Consider the following 16,061-nt stretch of genomic DNA (forward strand, 5'->3'; position numbering starts at 1 on the left):
TCGCTGACGGTCGCGCCAGTCGAGCTCGGAGTGGCCTTCGTACCATTCGTGCTGCATCTGGCGCCGGGACTTCCACTCGGTCTCGCCGCCGGTCTCGGCCGTGGCCCTTTTAGGGAGTCGATCCTGGTATCCGATGCGGTACAGGTAGTCGTCGACCTGGTCAGGATCTTCAAGCGAGGCGCGGTAGGACTTGACCGCCGTGTACAGCGGGAACCAGCCTCCGACCATCGCGACGAGAGCCAGGAAGCCGACGAAGTCGTCACCGAACCCCGACGGATCGGACTTCCAGAAGGTCAGGGAGAGCATGAGAAGGCCGCCCCACGCTCCGAGCCATGCGAGCACAGCCAGCCCGGCCATGAGGCCAACACGCCATTCAGTGCCCTGTAACCTTCTCCGAAGCCGGTGGTACTCGGCTGCTTCGCCCTTCGTCATGAGGCGCACGTCGATCTCGTCGGTCATCGGTCCCTTGTCTTCTCGAGGGCTGCTGGCACAGCCGAGGTTGGTAGTTCAAACATCTGCGCCGAGCAGGTCGGCGACTGCATTCGCCACGGCGTCTGCTGACCCGTCCGGCCCTGTGACGTCGACCGGTGGGGCGGTCAGCACGTCGAACGGTTCGAGCCGGCCTGGTGGGAGTTCGAGGAGTTCGTAGACCCGGGCCCACCACCGGTGGCCGCAGCGGTAGGCGATCAGTTCACCCGTCACGGATGCGGCACGGATCCCGTCATGGCGTTCGGGGTGCCGGTGGCAGGGGAGGCGGCCTTCGGCTGGGAACGCGAACACCCCCGGGTATTGGCTGAGCTCGTCGATGACACGGGGGACGAGCCTGCTGTCCAGAGAGGAGACGACGCCATCCACAGGCGTGAGCCTATCGGCGGGCACCGCCCGGCGGAGATCAGGTTCCGGCGACGCCGTACAGGGTGTGGTCGACCGTGATGTCGAGGCCTGCAGCGCGGAGCTTTCCGACCTCCTCGTCGACGTTAGCGATCACCTGGTCGCGGACCTCCGCCCTGAACGTCCCGTAGAACGCGGGCTGTCCGAAATCCTCGTCGAGGACGTACTCCTGGTACTGACCGGTCGACTTCTGGATCGTGACGTTCAGCGTCACTCCCGGGCCGACGCGGGCACACAGGTACCAGCGTTCGACGACCCGGTCCGTGAACCCGAGCTCACGCATCCGAGCGTCGTCGAGGATCGGTGTCTCCCCGTCCCACCGGTCGGTCATCGGCCGGATCCCGGTCGAAACAGCGCGGCTCGCGACCGCGCGAAGGTCGCGAACGGCGGGGGAGTTCGCGATCGCGTGCGCGCGGTGCTGCACCCCGGGAACCCACTCCGGCTCCTCGACGATGTGGTTGCCGTCACGGAGGAGCGTTTCGAGCTCATCATCGGTCATCACCGGCGCGGGTGCAGGCGCGGTGGTGTTCAGGAACCACTCCGCTGCACGGCCCGAAGCGCCGGGGAGCCGGCCGGTCTGGGAGTGCCATGCGATCGCGACGATCGCCACGACCACGAGCGCAGCGACAAATGCGAGGACAACGACGAACAGCATGAGGGACCTGCCTTTCAACGGGTCCCACATGCGCGGAAGTTCGCCGCATGCCTCCCGAGTGGCCGCGGGACGAACCGCGACAGGCCCACAGCCACTCGAACGGAAGCTCCTGCCTTGCGCAACGTCATCATCATCGGATCCGGCCCCGCCGGGTACACCGCCGCCATCTACGCCGCCCGCGCACAGCTCGAGCCCCTGATCGTCGCCTCAGCCGAAGAGACCGGCGGTGACCTGATGAAGACCACCGAGGTGGAGAACTTCCCCGGCTTCGACGTCGGCGTCCAAGGCCCCGACCTGATGAAGGCGATGCAGATCCAGGCGGAACGGTTCGGCGCTGAGATGCGCTACGACGAAGCGGTCAAGCTCGAACTCGACGGAGACGTGAAGCGGGTCCACCTCGGCGAAGGGTACGTCGAGGAAGCGAAGGCCGTGATCATCGCCACCGGCGCCGCCTACCGGAAGCTCGGGATCCCCGGCGAAGACCGCCTCTCCGGCCACGGTGTGTCCTGGTGCGCCACCTGCGACGGGTTCTTCTTCCGCGGGAAGACCGTCGCCGTGGTCGGCGGCGGCGACTCCGCGATGGAAGAGGCGACGTTCATGACGAAGTTCGCCGACAAGGTGTACGTCATCCACCGCTCCAAGACCCTGAACGCATCCAAGGTGATGCAGCAGCGCGCGTTCGAAGACCCGAAGATCGAGTTCCTCTGGGAAAAGCAGGTCACCGAGGCGCACGGCGAGAACAAGCTCACCAGCGTCACCCTCACCGACAGCCTCGACGGCAGCACCCGGGAGCTCGAACTCGACGGGCTGTTCATCGCCATCGGCAACATCCCCCGCACCGACCTGGTGAAGGGGCAACTCGACCTCACCGCCGAAGGCACCATCGCCGTCCGCGGCCGTTCCTCGAAGACGAACCTGCCCGGTGTGTTCGCCGCCGGCGACGTCATCGACCCTGACTACCGGCAGGCGATCACCGCCGCCGGGTCCGGCGCGGCCGCCGCGATCGACGCCGAGAGGTGGCTCGCCTCCCAGTGATGGCGCTTCGGAACCGGGCAACGCCACCGCCTGCACCGCCGCAGCCGCGGGAGCAGGGGTCGGGCCGGTTCGCGCGCCGGAAGCAGACGGTCGCGGCGGTGGCATGGCAGGTCGGCGACGACCCCGACCTGACGGAGCTCGACCGGGACCTGCAGGCATGCTCGCTTCATCGTGGGCGGCCGTTGAGCGACGGCGCACGGCTGGCGGTGCTCACCGTGTGGAAGCAGCAGACGCCGGAATCGTGGGTGGCGGCAGCCGACGTGCAACTCGCACCGACCCTCACCCTGATCGGAGCTCTCCTGCACCGCACGAGGTACGACGACCTGACCGGCGCCGAGATCCCCGGCAGACGGGAGATCGCCGAAGCGGTCACGTACGCGGCCGACCACGGTGATTCGGCCTTCCCCGCGCATGTGGTTCGTGGAAAGGAACTCACATGACCGAAGCACTGCTCGAGAAGGAAGAGGTGGTCGTCACCGACGACGGTGACCACGACCGCTTCGCCCACTTCTTCGAGAAGGAGGACATCGTCCTCGCGAACACCGAGGGCGTCAAGATCAAGGCCCTCTGCGGCAAGTGGGACGTCCCGCTCCGCGACCCGATGAAGTACCCGATCTGCCCCACCTGCACCGAACGCCACAAGGAGCTGAAAAAGTAATGACCGACCGCCAGTCCGACTACATCCTCACGAACGACGTGCCCGCGTTCCTCGCCGCGAACGGCGTCCAGATCGCCGCCAAGCCGAAGATCAGCCCCCTGAAGGCGCTCGGTTTCGGCCTCGCCGTCATCCTCGCCGCCACGATCGGCGGGATCGCGCAGACAGAGTCCGCGTACGCCGCCGAGCTCGAGGCGCGCGACACCGCGATCGCGGAGAACGCCGGCCAGGTCGGCATCGGCGCTGCCGGCTTCGACGTCCTCGGCGCCACCCAGGACGCCGCAGCGGACATCGCCGCCACGTCGATCCTCGGCGCGGACGCCCTCCTCGCCGACGCCGCCGACGAGCTGCCCGCCGACCAGCTCAGCGCAGTGCAGAGCATCCGCGACAACGTCAACCGCCTCACCACCTTCGGTGAGAGCGCAGCCATCCTCGGCGCAGCAACCGACACCCTCGACGAGGCGAAGGCGACCCTCGCCGGCACCCTCACCGCCGCCCGTGAGGCCGCAGCCGCTGAGGCAGCACGGATCGCCGCTGAGGCCGAGGCTGCCCGCGTCGCCGCCGAGCAGGCCGCAGCAGCGGCTGCCGCTGAAGAGGCGGATGAGTGGGAGTCCGACTGGTCCGACGACTCCGACTGGTCGGACGACTCCACCAGCGGAGACAGCGGCCAGTCCGCCGCTGCAGAGCCGGCCCCCGCCGCCGACCCATACCCGGGCCTCGGCCCGGCACCTGAGGGTTGCGGCCCCTGCCTCGGCAAGGTCATGTACCCGATCTACCACAACGGCGCTTGGCGCTGGGGCTGCAAGGCCTGACCTGCATCTCATGAAGGGCCGTCCCGGAAGGGGCGGCCCTTCGCCGTCCGCGCCAATGGGGGATTGACCCGCCCGTTTCAGCGCGAGGACAATCCGAGTAGGCCGAAGCGGCAGCGGCTGAGGGGAGCCGGGTTTCGGCGGCTTGGGGAAGCCGAGATGAGCACAGCAATTGAGTCCGCCTATTTTCCCGGGAAGTACTTGGCGCTTCTTCCCCAGGGTGAGCCGTACCCAATGCCGAAAGTCCCACCCCACGGCTGGGGTCGAGCCGAGGTTAGCCAGTCGGTCAGATGGTTTGAGAAACTCCGGATGACACGTGAAGGCGACGGGACCGTGACGTTTACCTCAGAAATGGTATCGGATCGACGATTCTACCTTCGCGCTGATGGTCGCGGCGTCACCCGGACTACCGCCACCGGGGGCGGCGTGCTCAACGTTCAGGCGTTCGCCGGACCGTGGGAGCGGTTCCGCATCCAGAACCAACCGGACGGAACAGTCGCGATTGCCTCAGCAGCGTTTCCGAACGTGTTCATACGGATGCAGTACGGGGACAACACCGGAATCGCCAACCTTCAGTACCGGGTAGGTGGATGGGAGAAGTTTCGGTTGGTTGACGTGCCTGATGTTCCCCAGGAAAACAAGATGGTGCACGTACCCAACCTTCTCCCGCTCACACCCGGACAGGCGAAGAGCGCGATACAGAGCAGTGGCCTCACCTACAAAGAGACCGTCTTGGCTGGACCGGCCCTTAATCGAGTCGTGTCGCAGAATCCGCGCCCGGAAATGCTCGTAGGTCGACCGTCCGTCGTCGAAGTGACGGTGACCAGGTCAACACTCCCGTACTGACTTCCGGGGACCGACCCTACACCGCCGCAGAAGCCTCACGGCCGCCCGCGCCACCCGTTCGGCCGCACACTCAAGACACCATGACCACGACCACCAACCCAAACAACGGCCACGACGGATGGAAGCACCAGGCACGCCGCACCGACGGTGAGTTCGGCGAGAAACTCCACACCCCCGCCGAGCCCGGCGTCCTCTCCGATCCGACGTTCCGGTTCGCCGCCGACCCGAAGCCGCTGCTCGCGCAGAACTCGCTGCAGATCGCCCAGGGACTCCTCGGCGCATCCGAGGTCACCGTCGACGGGGACACCGCCCAGGTGTCCTGGAACCAGGTCGACTTCATGGCGATGGCGGCCGAAGCCAACGGCGCCGACATCGAAGGGTCCGAGCAGAAGGTGCTCCGCTGGCTGTTCGACAACCGCGACACCGTCGAGAAGTTCCTCGCCGCGAAGAACATCACGCTCACCGGTGACGAATGGGACGAGCAGACCCTCACCGTGAAGGTCGACATCTCCGGCGCCGCCGACGACCTCAGCGAGGACGGCTCACCCGGCCAGCGGGTGGTGCTCGACGACAACGTCGACTACGCCCACAACGCCCTCGGCGGCGACGGGACCTTCGCCGCCGACCTCGTCGAGCACGTCCGTGAGAGCGGCATCGGCTGGGACGGCATCTACTCCACCCCGGCGTGGGAGGAGCGGTACCGGCCGATCGTCGACAAGAACGGTGAGTACGTCCGGTACGACGACGTCACCGACATCCCGGCCGGCACGCCAGAGAACCAGATCTGGGGCATCCGCCACGACGACGGGTTCGACGGCGACGAGGACGACCCCGGCTACGACGAGTACGAGCCGGAATGGTCCATCGAACCCGGATACGTCCGCGTGAACAACGCCGGTTACTTCGTCACCGCCGAGCCGTGGGGCGCCGACGCGCCCGACGTCCGCTATTAGCCAGGCGCTGAGGCGCCCGCCGCACACACAAAGGGAATGACCACCCCTTCGAACGGCGGGCGCCTTAGCCCCGAAGATCTCGCCGCGCTCGAAGCCCGACGAGGCAACCTCGGACGGTTCGGCGAGGCTCACCACAGCGACCCGGAGATCACCCTCCCCGCGCACACCAACTCCACCCCGGAACACATCCCCGCAGGCGTCGGCTGGTTCGACGACGACGGGCTTCTCCACCGCGAGGACGGCCCTGCACTCGAAGCGAACACCGGCACGGCGTCCTGGTACGAGCACGGCACCCTCCGTCGGAAGGAGACCCACGACGGGACCACCGTTCTCTTCGACGACGACGGGCTCCCGCACGCCGACGACGGACCCGCGATTGTCTTCGAGGACGGGGAAGCGCAGTTCCTCTTCCACGGCGAGCTGGTCAGCATCCTGCAGCCGGACGGGACGCCCCTGTCCCTGTTCGACGTCCAAGCCGCGTTCGAACGCCTCGCCGCCGCACGAGACGCCGGCCGAGACGTCTTCGTCCCCGCCGTCCGTATCGAACTGAACGACCTCATCCACGACCGGTACCCGGACGCCGCCAGGCTCCGGCTCCGCTGGGTTGCCGGCGCCACACCGGCAGGGTCCTGGTGGGAGCCGGCAGCGCTCGAACGCCGAGACGGGCAGGTCATCGACACGGCAGGAGCTGGTGACGCGTTCCGCGCGACCGTCGCCGACCTCGTGACCATGCTCGAGCGTGATGACGTCCCAGAAGCGGTCCTCGACCTCGACCGGGCCCTCACCCGCGCATGACACCGGCGTGAACACGCTCACCGACACCGACACAGGCCTCGCGCTCATCACCACGGAGACCGGGTCGAAGTACCTCATCGACCTCGACGCGCGCACCGTCCGCCGGAACCCGTCGTCGCTGATCGACGGGCTCGCCGGTGACAAGAAGGACCTGCCGCTGCTCGCAATCACCAACTGCACCATCGGTGAGCCGCTGCAGCTGTCGATCGGCCCCGCCGACCGTGCGATCACCCGCCGCACCACCAGGGTCGTGTCCATCGTCCCTGCGCCCTGACCCCGGCGCCGCATACGTACGCTTCATGAGCAACCCCCATCAGCCTCGAGGGAACACCGTCACCACCGCTGACGGGCAGACCACAACCAACCAGGGAGCGTACGCGGCGCACATCAACACCCCAGCGGACACCACGATCCCGGCCGGTCGCGGACCCTGCGACAGCTGCGGGGAACCCGCCGACACCGACCTCGACGGCGTCCCCTACTGCGACGACTGCCGCGGCGGGATGTGCGACCGATGCGGCAGCGACCTCTCCGACAACGAAGGCTACGACGGGCTCTGCGGCAACTGCGCCGACGACGCCGCCTGCGACCGCTGCGGCGACGTCAACCGCGCGGAAGGTTCCGACTACTGCAGCGACTGCGAACGCCGGTTCGACGACCTCCCCGCCGGAGACACCATCACCGCCTCCCACGCCAACGACGACTTCGACGCCTCCGTCCTCCACGTCGACGGGTACGAGATTACCGGCACCGACGACCCCGACGCCGTCGACGGCGTCACCGTCACCGCCTACCGGTGGGAGGACTTCCACCACCTCGACGGGAAGATCACCGGCACCCTCGACCAGAACACCGACAAGATCGCCGCCGCGATCGCCGAGATCGCACCCGGCTGGACGTTCGAAGCCGACGAAGGCGAATGGGAGAACCGACGGCTCATGGCCCCCGTCCCACCGCACGAGGACTACTGGTCACACGACCTCGACGGATTCGTCTCCTGGATGCGCGAACACCCATTCACCGAGACCGCCGCCGGGACATTCGACGACGGGTTCTGGGACCGGGTTGCCGAGCTGGTCAACGCGCAACCCTGAACCCTCCGCGACACGCCGACACACCGAATTGGGGTGTGCAACGGCATTGAGGGCTCCGGACTGCGTTTCGACGCATGCCGCGGCTGCCTGAGCGCGCCCTGGCGCACACCCTGCAGCAGATCGCAGGCCGAAGCCGGAACCTGACGCCGCCGGGGCGCCGTATCGTTCCGGCATGAGCGGTGAGCGATCAGCCAGGCAGCACGGTCAGCCCATGGTGCGCCGACGCAGGAATGGAACGTTGAAGGCGCTGCCGTGCGGGAAGTGCGGACGGTGGGTGACGGCCCGGTTCTGGGACTTGTCGCTCCGACGCGGCGTCTGCGACGAATGTGCCGGCAAGGGCATGCCTCCAGACCCGGGCAACCGGCCAATGGCTCTGCAATGACACCAGGCGCCTGACGACCACCGCACCATTGCCTTCTCGCCGCATGACTTCCCCATGTGAGCGAGACCCCCGCCAAGCCACGTCCATCCTTCCGTCGCCGCGCCATCATCTGGGGCGCGGCTGGTCTCTGCACCGCCGCGCTGGCCGGTGGCAGCGCGCTCGTCGTGCAGCACATCACCGCCACCCACGACGCCGAAGTCGCCGATGCTGCGAAGCAGCTGAAGCACGCGACCTCGGCGGTGGAAGCCGAGGCGACCCGAGTGAAGGAAGCCGCCGCTGCCGTCCTTCCCAGGCTGGCGGAAGCGGAGCAGAAGCTCGTCGACAGCGAGGGTCGAACCCTCGACGATGCAGCCCGCCAGGCGCTCCGCACCGCCATCGACCAGGCGCGCACGTCCGTCGACGCCGTCGGCGCCGAAGCGGACGCCGCGGTGGACAGCGCGAAGACCGTCAAGGTCGACCACTCGTACTTCGCGCACGCCGACAACCTGCGCGCGGCCGCAAAGCGGGTGACCGGCCAGCAACTCCCGGACCCAGCCAGCCTCGAGCCGGTGGTGACCGCGCTGGACGTTCCGAAGCAACAGGTGGACGCGGCGATCGCTGCGTGGGAGGTGCAGCGTGAACGGGACAGCGCGTACGTCGAGTACGTTCGCACCGCCGGATACCAGGGCGAGATCGATGCGTGCTCGGACAGTGTCGACATCACTGACTGGTACGGCACCCCGACGGTCGCTGAGCACTGGTCCTGCGGCGGGGTGAACTTCCCCCGGGAGACCGGCACCCTCGTGCACTTCACCGGGCAGGTGGAAGGGTTCTACCGCGTCGTCGGGATCCCCGCGTACCTGAACGTCTACACCGACTCACTCGCTGATGTGCCCGGCGGGTACGACCTGCTGTACCAGACCTGCATCGATGGCCAGTCGACGAACATGGCGATGGTCGCGCTCGAGCGGGTGGACTGACTCTGACGGCCGGGCACCTAATCGAAGGGCCCGGCCGTCCGTGTGTGTCAGCTGACGAGCTCCCGCACGCTGAACTCGTCCAGGCGACGCTCGACGATCGCACCGACCGGCAGCCGGTCCGCGACCCAGAGGATCTGGTCGACCGCGTCCCCGGCGAACTCGGCATCCCAGCCGTCGAGGACGAACTTCGCCTCGACGGTCGACTCGAACTGCTCGCGGGTCATCTCGGATTCGATGACCGTCGCCGTGGTCGTGGCTCGGCCCGTCTCGACGCCGGAGAAGCTGCGGCCGCAACCGCACCCCATCTCCGGGTTGCGGAGGTCACGGTCGCAGGTGAACCCGAGGAACACGAGCTCCCCGTCGTTCGTCCAGTAGAAGTCGTTGTCCTTGGCGCCTTGGGTGGCGCGGGTCGCGACGAGGATCTTCATGAGTGGTGTCCCTTCCATTCGGTTCGCCACTCACATGCGCGGAGAAACGGCCGGCTAAGCGGTCAAAACAAGCGCGGCAAGGATCGAGGTGAGCCCGTCCACCGGGCCGCCGGTCACCCCTGCACCCTCGTACACCTCGATGCCGTCACGGCCGCGGGTCGCCTCCACCGCGTGCCGGCCACCATCGACCGTAACGCAGATGAGGTCCTTCGTTTCAACCGCCCGCGGGTGGTCAGGGAGCCGCCCGGCAGCCCACTCGTCAAGCTGGTCGAGCTCCGCCTGGCTGATCCCCGCCAGGCTCAACGTCCATGTCTCCGAGTACAGGACCACGCCGACGACGGCGTGATCGTCAGGCGCATTGTCGGGCACCGGGAGCGGGTGGCCTTGGACGACGGCTGCGGCGATCACGTCCAGCACCAGCGACGGCCGCTGGTTCACCCATACGTCAGCGGGGAAGTCGACAGTGATCGTCGCAAGCTCACCGGACGGAGCCCGGGTCAGCAGTGCGAGGGATGCCGGGAGGTCCCAGCGGTTGAACGCCACATCGGCGGCGATGAGGGCGGCGAGGTGGTCCGAGATCTCCGACATGCCTGGAGGCATGCGGCGGGGATCAGCCGTTCGCCGAGACCCGCTCTTCCCGTGTCTCGTACTTCGACACCCGGTGTGCGAGGGAGATGAACACCTGGTCGGGGATCGGCGCCGGCCGCGGGTTCACGACCGCCTTCTTCGTGGTGGTGATCCCATGCCGTTTCGGGGAGCGGCCGTCGAACTGATCGACGTCGAACTCCCAGAGGCCGCACCCGTGGGGCACCTCCAGCGGACTGATCAGACCGCGGGGCACCGCGTACACGAACCGGTGCGAGTAGAGACGCCACGCGCGCCGCTTCTCGTCTGAATCTCTCTTGAAGTCGGATCGGGTGACCTTGATCTCCACCGCGGTCAACTGCCTCGACGTCACGATCAACGCGTCGATCCGTCGTTGCGGGACGGAGTCGGAGGGGTTCCACCCTTCAGGGATGGACGGCGCCACCTCGGCCGGGTCGATCTTCCCATCCCAGAACCTCGCGGACGGGCCGGTGAGCCGCCACCGGTTGAGGATCGCCTGGTGGAACGGGTCGTCGACGACCACCTCGCGGACGACCGCGTCCTTGTGGTGCTTCCGGCGGACGGCGGTGAGGACCTGCTTGGCGGTGATGAGCTGCGAGGGCATGCCGGGAAGACATGCGGAGGAGCCCGGTGAGCCGCGCACATACGGGGCATGCCTCCGACCGCTCCGACCCGTCGTAAGGACCGGGCGCTGCCCGGCAACGGCGGACAGTTCGCGTCGGCCGAGTCGCTCCGCACTCAACTGGCCGAGATCACCCTGGCCCCGCCGGCCGCCATGCCGCCGCTCGAGGCGGTGCAGGTCATCCCAGCAGCGATCGCCGGCACCCCGTTCGGGTCGCGCGGGTTCACCGTGGAGGTGGACGTCGTGTTCGGCGCCGAATGGACCGGCATTGTCCGGGACCGCGATGGGCGATCAGTCGGCGACTTCACCTACGAGTTCGAAGAGGACGGGAACGTCCACCACGCCAACATCTACCTGGCGCGGCACGCGCAGCAGACCGGGTTCGCCGGTGAGATGCATGAAGCACTGTTCGACCAGTACCGCATGGCCGGGTACACGTCCGTCTCCCTGGTCGCCGTCGAGCACGGGTCGTACGTGTGGGCGCGCGCCGGGTTCGAGTTGAACGACGACATGCCGACCATGGCCGGCGCTGCCCGCCGCGGCATCGCCGCACGGATCCGAGAAATCGGGGAAGGCCGAAACGACAGGGCGCGGGCGCTCCTGCACCACCTCGCCGAGGATGTGAGCCAATCGGGTTCGTCCACCACAGTCCAAGAGCTCGCAGCGCTCACCGTCGACGGAGAACACCTCGGGAAGCGGATCCTCACCGACATCGAGTGGCCGGGACGGCTTGACCTTCGCACCTGCGCGCCGGCGGGCCGCACACCTACAGCAGCATGACCACCATCACAGACGCGCAGGGGAACCTGCATGCCAGCAACGGCCAGTTCGCTGAGAAGACGGCCCGGCCCGCCGACATCATCATCGCCGCAGAGCAGCCGCTGTCCGCCCGATACCGCAACCTGTACGAGGCCCAGGCCTCGGTCGCCGAATCCGCGCTCGCACGCACCCAGGCGCTGCAGCTCGCCGCGTTCAAGATCAACCTCCAGGAGGAGTTCCCGGACGCCGCGAAGGCCGTCATCACCATGGACGACGACTACCCGCGGCTGAAGTACGCGATCGACGCCGACGGGAACCCGATCGAGGACAGCGAGTACTGGGAAGGCGAACAGCTCACCTGGTTCAACGACTACGAGGACCTCCGCCGCCACTGGGGATTCGAGCAGGACCCGACCCAGTACGCGACCTTCACCATCGACCTCGGCGAGCACGGCACCGGCGACAACCTGGTCCTCGAATCGTTCGAGGAGGAGCAAGCGCTGCTCGAACGGTCCAACGAAGCGAACCTCGGCCACGTCATGCCCGGCGTCCTCGAGCTCATCCGCCGGCAGACAGCCGTCGGCACCCTGAAGGACATCACCGCTGAGAAGATCGACGAGCTGTTCGCCACGGAGATCCTCCCCGCGATCAAGCGCGCCGCAGCGGAACTCGGCGTCAAGTACTGAGCCGCCGCATGTCCACCCGGTGATCCCTGCCAAGGCAGGGGAGGGCCGACAGGCCAGCACCGCACGCACCGCGAGGACCTGAACGCGTCTGACGTGAGCCCCGGCCACCGCCGGCACAGCGGCGGACATCCTCGACCACCGGCCGCGCGGCCGCCGACATCATGCTCACACAGGGGCGCCCTGCCAGACCCGGCAGGGCGCCCCTCCACGCTCGCCACCGCGGCCGCTGTGCCGGTACGCTCAGCGCAACAGAACTCGAGGTGGGGGAGCATCGTGGCAACGCTGCACGCGAAGGGCATCAACGGGCAGGTCTCGTTCGACGGGGCGACCGTCGTCATCACCCGTGAAGGGTTCGTGGCAAGGTCCACGCACGGTCGCTCCGAGAAGGCGATCCCGGTGACAGGTATCGGCGCCGTCCAGTTCAAGGAAGCGACGTCCCTCGTGAACGGGCACCTGCAGTTCTCCATCTCGGGTGAGACGTCGAAGAAGAAGATCGGGTTCGGCAAGAACCAGGACATGTCGAAGGATGAGAACGCCATCATCTTCCGCAAGTCCACGAGCGACGACTTCAAGGCGGTCGTCGCGGCGATCCGTTCAGCGCAGGCGGCACCCGCTACCGCTGCCCAGCCGGACGCTACCGAGCAGCTCGCGAAGTTGGCCGAGCTGCACAAGCAGGGAGTCCTCACAGACGACGAGTTCGCCGCGAAGAAGGCCGAACTGCTCGACCGGATCTGACCGGTTAGCCGCGCCAGATCGCAGCGAATCGGGGACTGACCCTCGAATTGGGGCTCGTTGGAGCCCCCCGACCGCGACTGACACCCGTCGACGCCCGCGCATGTGCGGTCCGTGAACCACCATGCCTCATTCCGTCCTGCCCCCAAGCTCTGCGCGATCACCGCGGTCGCAGCGTTCGCCTTGACGATGGGCGCAGCTGCAGAAGCGACAGCGACCCCGACCGTGAACGTGAGCGAAAGCCCCACCTGGACACAAGTCCGGGCCGTGAAGGCCCAACCAGAGGTGAAGGAGCTGCAGGTCAGCGTCCTCGAGCGGACCGTCGCGGAGCTCAGCGCGAAAGCCGAACAGGTCCGCGCCGAAGCGACCGCCGCGACCGCCGCGTTCGTCGACGCCGTCTACGAACTGCCCGACGTATCCGCCCGCGATACGATCACCGCACCGACTGTCGAACCGCTCCAGCCGATCGTCGCGCTCGGCGCCGGCCTGGCCAACCCAGTGCCCGCACCCGCCACCGCGAGCACCGATGACACGACGGACGAGCCGACCCCGGACACTCCCGAGGCGCGCGTCGAGCTCGCGGCCACCACCCAGGCGGCAGTCGAAGGCGAACTCGCCCAGACCGAACTGAAGGTCGCTGAGACCCTCGCCCAGATCCGCTACCTCACCGGTCCGCTCGAGGACGTCGAGCCCTTCCAGGCGTCCGTCGACGCCGTCGCGAAGCGTGTCGCCGCGGAAGCCGAAACCCGCCTGCAGGAGCAGACCGCGAGGAAGCAGGCTGAGGAAACCGCCCGACTCGCCGCGATCGAAGAGGCACGCTGGGCGAATCCCGGCACCGGACGAATCTCAGACGTGTTCGGGCCACGCCCGGTCATCTGCTCGGACGGCGGATGCTCGTCACCGTTCCATGGCGGCACCGACGTCGCCACCGGCTGCGACGCACCGATCTTCGCCGCCCGGCGCGGCACCGTCGTGTACGCCGGGTACGACGGCACCCACGGCAACTTCGTCCTCATCGACCACGGTGACGGCATCCAGACCGGCTACGCGCACATCACCGTTGGCGGGATCTTTGTCGGTGTCGGCCAGTGGGTGGGGACCGGGCAGCACATCGCGAACAGCGGCACCACCGGCGCGTCCGACGGATGCCACCTTCACTTCGAGGTGTACGAGAACGGGAACCAGGTGGATCCGCAGCCGTTCATGTGGGCGCGAGGGTCGAACATCGGCTGACCGGCCGCCGCAGCCGGCTCAGTGACGCTTGTCCTTCACCTTCGACTCGTTCCGCGACCCGGAGTCGCTGTCCCGGAACTTCCCGTCCTTGCCTTGGATCCGCACTTCACCGTCGCCGCGGCCCGTATTCTCGACGATCTGCTTGGCGCGCTTCTCAGCCTGCGCTTGCGTGTCGAAGTGCCCTGACGACCGCCTGCGGTCCTCCTTCACGACGTCCCAACCGCCGCGCTTCTCGTTCGGGACCACGTACCGGTCGTTGTCGTTGCCAGCCATGGTGGGACTCCTTCCGTCGCGGCACACGATACGACCGCGACGGTGCCTCGGCAGCCCCTTGCCAAGGAAGGGTCGTCGCGGCTAGCCGTTGGTGACGCTCATGACCTTCAAGGTGCCATCGTCGGAGACGTCGACGTTGACGTTGACGACGACGTCCTTGTCCATGTCAGTGCTTCTGCCCTCGAGGAATGACGTGTCTGTCGACGACTGGGAGTCCAAGGTGCCACTCGAGAAGAAGTTGTCGGTGATGTGGTAGGTCACCGACAGGTAGGCGCTATGAGGGGTTTCGTTTGCAACTTCGACGCCGACGAACTCCAGCTGAGTGTTGACCGGTTCGGTCTCCTTGAGCCAGCTGTTCCAGCCGATGATGGTCTGAGCTTGGTGAAGGCCAGCGATTCCCCGAAAGTCGACTCCCTCGACGCCGATAGCAGGGAGGATCGCGTCGTCGTACCGGGATGCCAATGCGCTTCCGGCCTCGAAACCGTTGCCTCCCTGGTCAAGCAATTGCTGGTACTCCGCCTCAGTCCCGCCCGCGTTGATGGCCAGCTCGAACGTGTCCACGAGCCGCTGCGCGTAGGCGGTCCAGTCGATCGATCCGTTAGTGGTCACAGACTCGGCCGGGATGGACACCGCCTGGCTGATCTGTTCAGGCGTCATTGCCGCAAGCTCATCGAGGGGAACGAGAAACTCGACCGCAGCACTGGCGGGTGCAGTGGCGGCCGGTGCCGTGGCAGGAGCCGTTGATGCCGCCTGTGACTCGCTGTCCTCTCCACGTGGTGCGGCACAACCGGTGAGGACAACGGCGACCAGGACCAGGAGGCCGAGTGATGAGGTCTTCGCTGCACGCATGATGCGAGTGTAAGTGCGAGCTGCCACAGTGACGTCACCCCCAGAAAGGTGGCCGTGAGGTGGCGAGCAAAGCCCACTTCGCGTGACCTGACCGTCACCCCGCCTTGACGACCGCAAGCTCGTCCCAGTGAGTCGTCGCGCGCCGGGACAGGTTCCCGCGCCGCATCTGCCACACCGGCCCCGACTTCAGACCCGCCAGGCCGAGCCCGACGGCGCGGTCGCCGTGACGGCGGTTCACCCGGTCGATCGCCTCTGCCAGGTTCCGGTGCTCGTACTGGCCGACGAACGGTTCCAGGTACTGGTGGGATTCCTTCGGGCTGATCCCGGTGAGGATCACCCCGGCCCGGTTGTACTTCAACCCCGGTTCGATGTTCGGGCGGAGCGCAGCGATCGCCGCTTTCGTGAGGGTAATCGGGTCGTCCGTCGGGGCGGTCAGCGTGACTGCAACCGACGGTGCTGAGAACGGCCCCGATCCGTACGCGGACGTGGACGCGAACACCTGCAGGTGCTTCGCGACGGAGCGTTGCTTCCGGAGCCGGTACGCCGCCCGTTGCGCGTAGACGGAGATCACCTGCTCCATCTCGTCGACCGTCTCGGTAGGCTTGCCGAGCATCCTGGAGAAGATCAGCTGCTCCTTCGCCTTGTGCTCGACGTCGTCTGGAACGCAGTCGATACCCCGGAGCTCATACACGGTCCGCTGCAGCACGACGCTGAACTTCTTCCGGATGAGCGCCGGGTCCGCGTCTCGGAGATCCCGGATCGTGTGGATGTCCAGCATCGCGAACCGCTTCTTCAACCG

23 protein-coding genes are annotated in these 16,061 nt (G+C 67.4%); 14 read left to right on the forward strand and 9 right to left on the reverse strand.

The annotated features are described in order from the left end of the window. The 3 genes from GH736_RS06810 to GH736_RS06820 form a co-directional block, all read right to left on the reverse strand. Positions 1 to 459 (reverse strand): hypothetical protein (locus GH736_RS06810; RefSeq protein WP_159601486.1); only part of this gene is annotated, 459 nt, incomplete at its 3' end. A 48-nt stretch (positions 460 to 507) separates the two neighbouring features. Beyond that, positions 508 to 855, reverse strand: coding sequence for a hypothetical protein (locus GH736_RS06815; RefSeq protein WP_159601488.1), 348 nt, complete (start codon positions 853 to 855; stop codon positions 508 to 510). 37 nt (positions 856 to 892) lie between these two features. Then, on the reverse strand, positions 893 to 1,546 hold the full coding sequence (locus tag GH736_RS06820; RefSeq protein ID WP_159601490.1) for a hypothetical protein: 654 nt from the start codon (positions 1,544 to 1,546) through the stop codon (positions 893 to 895). Positions 1,547 to 1,660: 114 nt separating this feature from the next. Between GH736_RS06820 and trxB the strand changes: the two genes are divergently transcribed. The 10 genes from trxB to GH736_RS06870 all read left to right on the forward strand — a co-directional run bounded on the left by trxB (position 1,661) and on the right by GH736_RS06870 (position 9,074). Further along, on the forward strand, positions 1,661 to 2,581 hold the full coding sequence (gene trxB, locus GH736_RS06825) for a thioredoxin-disulfide reductase (RefSeq protein ID WP_159601492.1): 921 nt from the start codon (positions 1,661 to 1,663) through the stop codon (positions 2,579 to 2,581). Positions 2,582 to 2,679: 98 nt separating this feature from the next. Continuing rightward, positions 2,680 to 3,021 (forward strand): hypothetical protein, encoded by a 342-nt coding sequence (locus GH736_RS06830; protein WP_159601493.1) that lies wholly within the window; start codon positions 2,680 to 2,682, stop codon positions 3,019 to 3,021. Then, positions 3,018 to 3,239: a DUF3039 domain-containing protein gene (locus tag GH736_RS06835; RefSeq protein WP_159601495.1), complete on the forward strand. Its 222-nt coding sequence runs from the start codon at positions 3,018 to 3,020 to the stop codon at positions 3,237 to 3,239. The genes GH736_RS06830 and GH736_RS06835 overlap by 4 nt, the downstream gene beginning before the upstream one ends. After that, positions 3,239 to 4,048: a hypothetical protein gene (locus GH736_RS06840; RefSeq protein WP_159601497.1), complete on the forward strand. Its 810-nt coding sequence runs from the start codon at positions 3,239 to 3,241 to the stop codon at positions 4,046 to 4,048. The genes GH736_RS06835 and GH736_RS06840 overlap by 1 nt, the downstream gene beginning before the upstream one ends. 156 nt (positions 4,049 to 4,204) lie before the next feature. Beyond that, positions 4,205 to 4,891, forward strand: coding sequence for a PASTA domain-containing protein (locus GH736_RS06845; protein ID WP_159601499.1), 687 nt, complete (start codon positions 4,205 to 4,207; stop codon positions 4,889 to 4,891). A gap of 80 nt (positions 4,892 to 4,971) precedes the next feature. Further along, the gene (locus tag GH736_RS06850; protein WP_159601501.1) at positions 4,972 to 5,844 is read left to right on the forward strand and encodes a hypothetical protein; all 873 of its coding nucleotides are present in this window, start codon (positions 4,972 to 4,974) and stop codon (positions 5,842 to 5,844) included. A gap of 36 nt (positions 5,845 to 5,880) precedes the next feature. Further along, entirely contained in the window at positions 5,881 to 6,639 is a 759-nt protein-coding gene (locus GH736_RS06855) for a hypothetical protein (RefSeq protein ID WP_159601503.1), read from the forward strand. Positions 6,640 to 6,646: 7 nt separating this feature from the next. Continuing rightward, a complete protein-coding gene (locus tag GH736_RS06860; RefSeq protein WP_159601505.1) occupies positions 6,647 to 6,913 on the forward strand; it encodes a hypothetical protein in 267 nt (88 codons plus the stop codon). 25 nt (positions 6,914 to 6,938) lie between these two features. Beyond that, on the forward strand, positions 6,939 to 7,733 hold the full coding sequence (locus tag GH736_RS06865; RefSeq protein ID WP_159601507.1) for a hypothetical protein: 795 nt from the start codon (positions 6,939 to 6,941) through the stop codon (positions 7,731 to 7,733). 438 nt (positions 7,734 to 8,171) lie between these two features. Further along, positions 8,172 to 9,074: a hypothetical protein gene (locus tag GH736_RS06870; protein ID WP_159601509.1), complete on the forward strand. Its 903-nt coding sequence runs from the start codon at positions 8,172 to 8,174 to the stop codon at positions 9,072 to 9,074. A gap of 47 nt (positions 9,075 to 9,121) precedes the next feature. Here GH736_RS06870 and GH736_RS06875 read toward each other — a convergent pair whose 3' ends face one another. Genes GH736_RS06875 through GH736_RS06885 form a run of 3 tightly spaced genes read right to left on the reverse strand, consistent with a single transcriptional unit; the run spans position 9,122 to position 10,712 of the window. After that, positions 9,122 to 9,502: a DUF7715 family protein gene (locus GH736_RS06875; protein WP_159601511.1), complete on the reverse strand. Its 381-nt coding sequence runs from the start codon at positions 9,500 to 9,502 to the stop codon at positions 9,122 to 9,124. A 54-nt stretch (positions 9,503 to 9,556) separates the two neighbouring features. Continuing rightward, positions 9,557 to 10,090, reverse strand: a complete 534-nt coding sequence (locus GH736_RS06880; protein WP_159601513.1) for a hypothetical protein — start codon at positions 10,088 to 10,090, stop codon at positions 9,557 to 9,559. A gap of 22 nt (positions 10,091 to 10,112) precedes the next feature. Further along, a complete protein-coding gene (locus GH736_RS06885; RefSeq protein ID WP_159601515.1) occupies positions 10,113 to 10,712 on the reverse strand; it encodes an MmcB family DNA repair protein in 600 nt (199 codons plus the stop codon). Between the two features lie 48 nt (positions 10,713 to 10,760). Between GH736_RS06885 and GH736_RS06890 the strand changes: the two genes are divergently transcribed. From GH736_RS06890 to GH736_RS06905, 4 genes are all read left to right on the forward strand, one after another. Continuing rightward, entirely contained in the window at positions 10,761 to 11,510 is a 750-nt protein-coding gene (locus GH736_RS06890) for a hypothetical protein (RefSeq protein WP_159601517.1), read from the forward strand. Beyond that, the gene (locus GH736_RS06895; RefSeq protein WP_159601519.1) at positions 11,507 to 12,175 is read left to right on the forward strand and encodes a hypothetical protein; all 669 of its coding nucleotides are present in this window, start codon (positions 11,507 to 11,509) and stop codon (positions 12,173 to 12,175) included. Before GH736_RS06890 ends, GH736_RS06895 begins: the two co-directional genes overlap by 4 nt. Before the next feature lie 273 nt (positions 12,176 to 12,448). Beyond that, a complete protein-coding gene (locus GH736_RS06900; RefSeq protein WP_159601521.1) occupies positions 12,449 to 12,910 on the forward strand; it encodes a DUF4429 domain-containing protein in 462 nt (153 codons plus the stop codon). Positions 12,911 to 13,138: 228 nt separating this feature from the next. Then, positions 13,139 to 14,140: a M23 family metallopeptidase gene (locus tag GH736_RS06905; RefSeq protein WP_235933867.1), complete on the forward strand. Its 1,002-nt coding sequence runs from the start codon at positions 13,139 to 13,141 to the stop codon at positions 14,138 to 14,140. A gap of 18 nt (positions 14,141 to 14,158) precedes the next feature. Here GH736_RS06905 and GH736_RS06910 read toward each other — a convergent pair whose 3' ends face one another. The 3 genes from GH736_RS06910 to GH736_RS06920 form a co-directional block, all read right to left on the reverse strand. Beyond that, complete coding sequence (locus tag GH736_RS06910; RefSeq protein ID WP_159601525.1) at positions 14,159 to 14,413, reverse strand: DUF2188 domain-containing protein; 255 nt, start codon at positions 14,411 to 14,413, stop codon at positions 14,159 to 14,161. 81 nt (positions 14,414 to 14,494) lie between these two features. After that, entirely contained in the window at positions 14,495 to 15,262 is a 768-nt protein-coding gene (locus tag GH736_RS06915; protein ID WP_159601527.1) for a hypothetical protein, read from the reverse strand. 94 nt (positions 15,263 to 15,356) lie between these two features. Next, positions 15,357 to 16,061 (reverse strand): DinB/UmuC family translesion DNA polymerase (locus GH736_RS06920; RefSeq protein WP_203230666.1); only part of this gene is annotated, 705 nt, incomplete at its 5' end.

This window comes from Agromyces humi (assembly GCF_009720255.1).
Classification (GTDB): Bacteria; Actinomycetota; Actinomycetes; order Actinomycetales; family Microbacteriaceae; genus Agromyces; species Agromyces humi.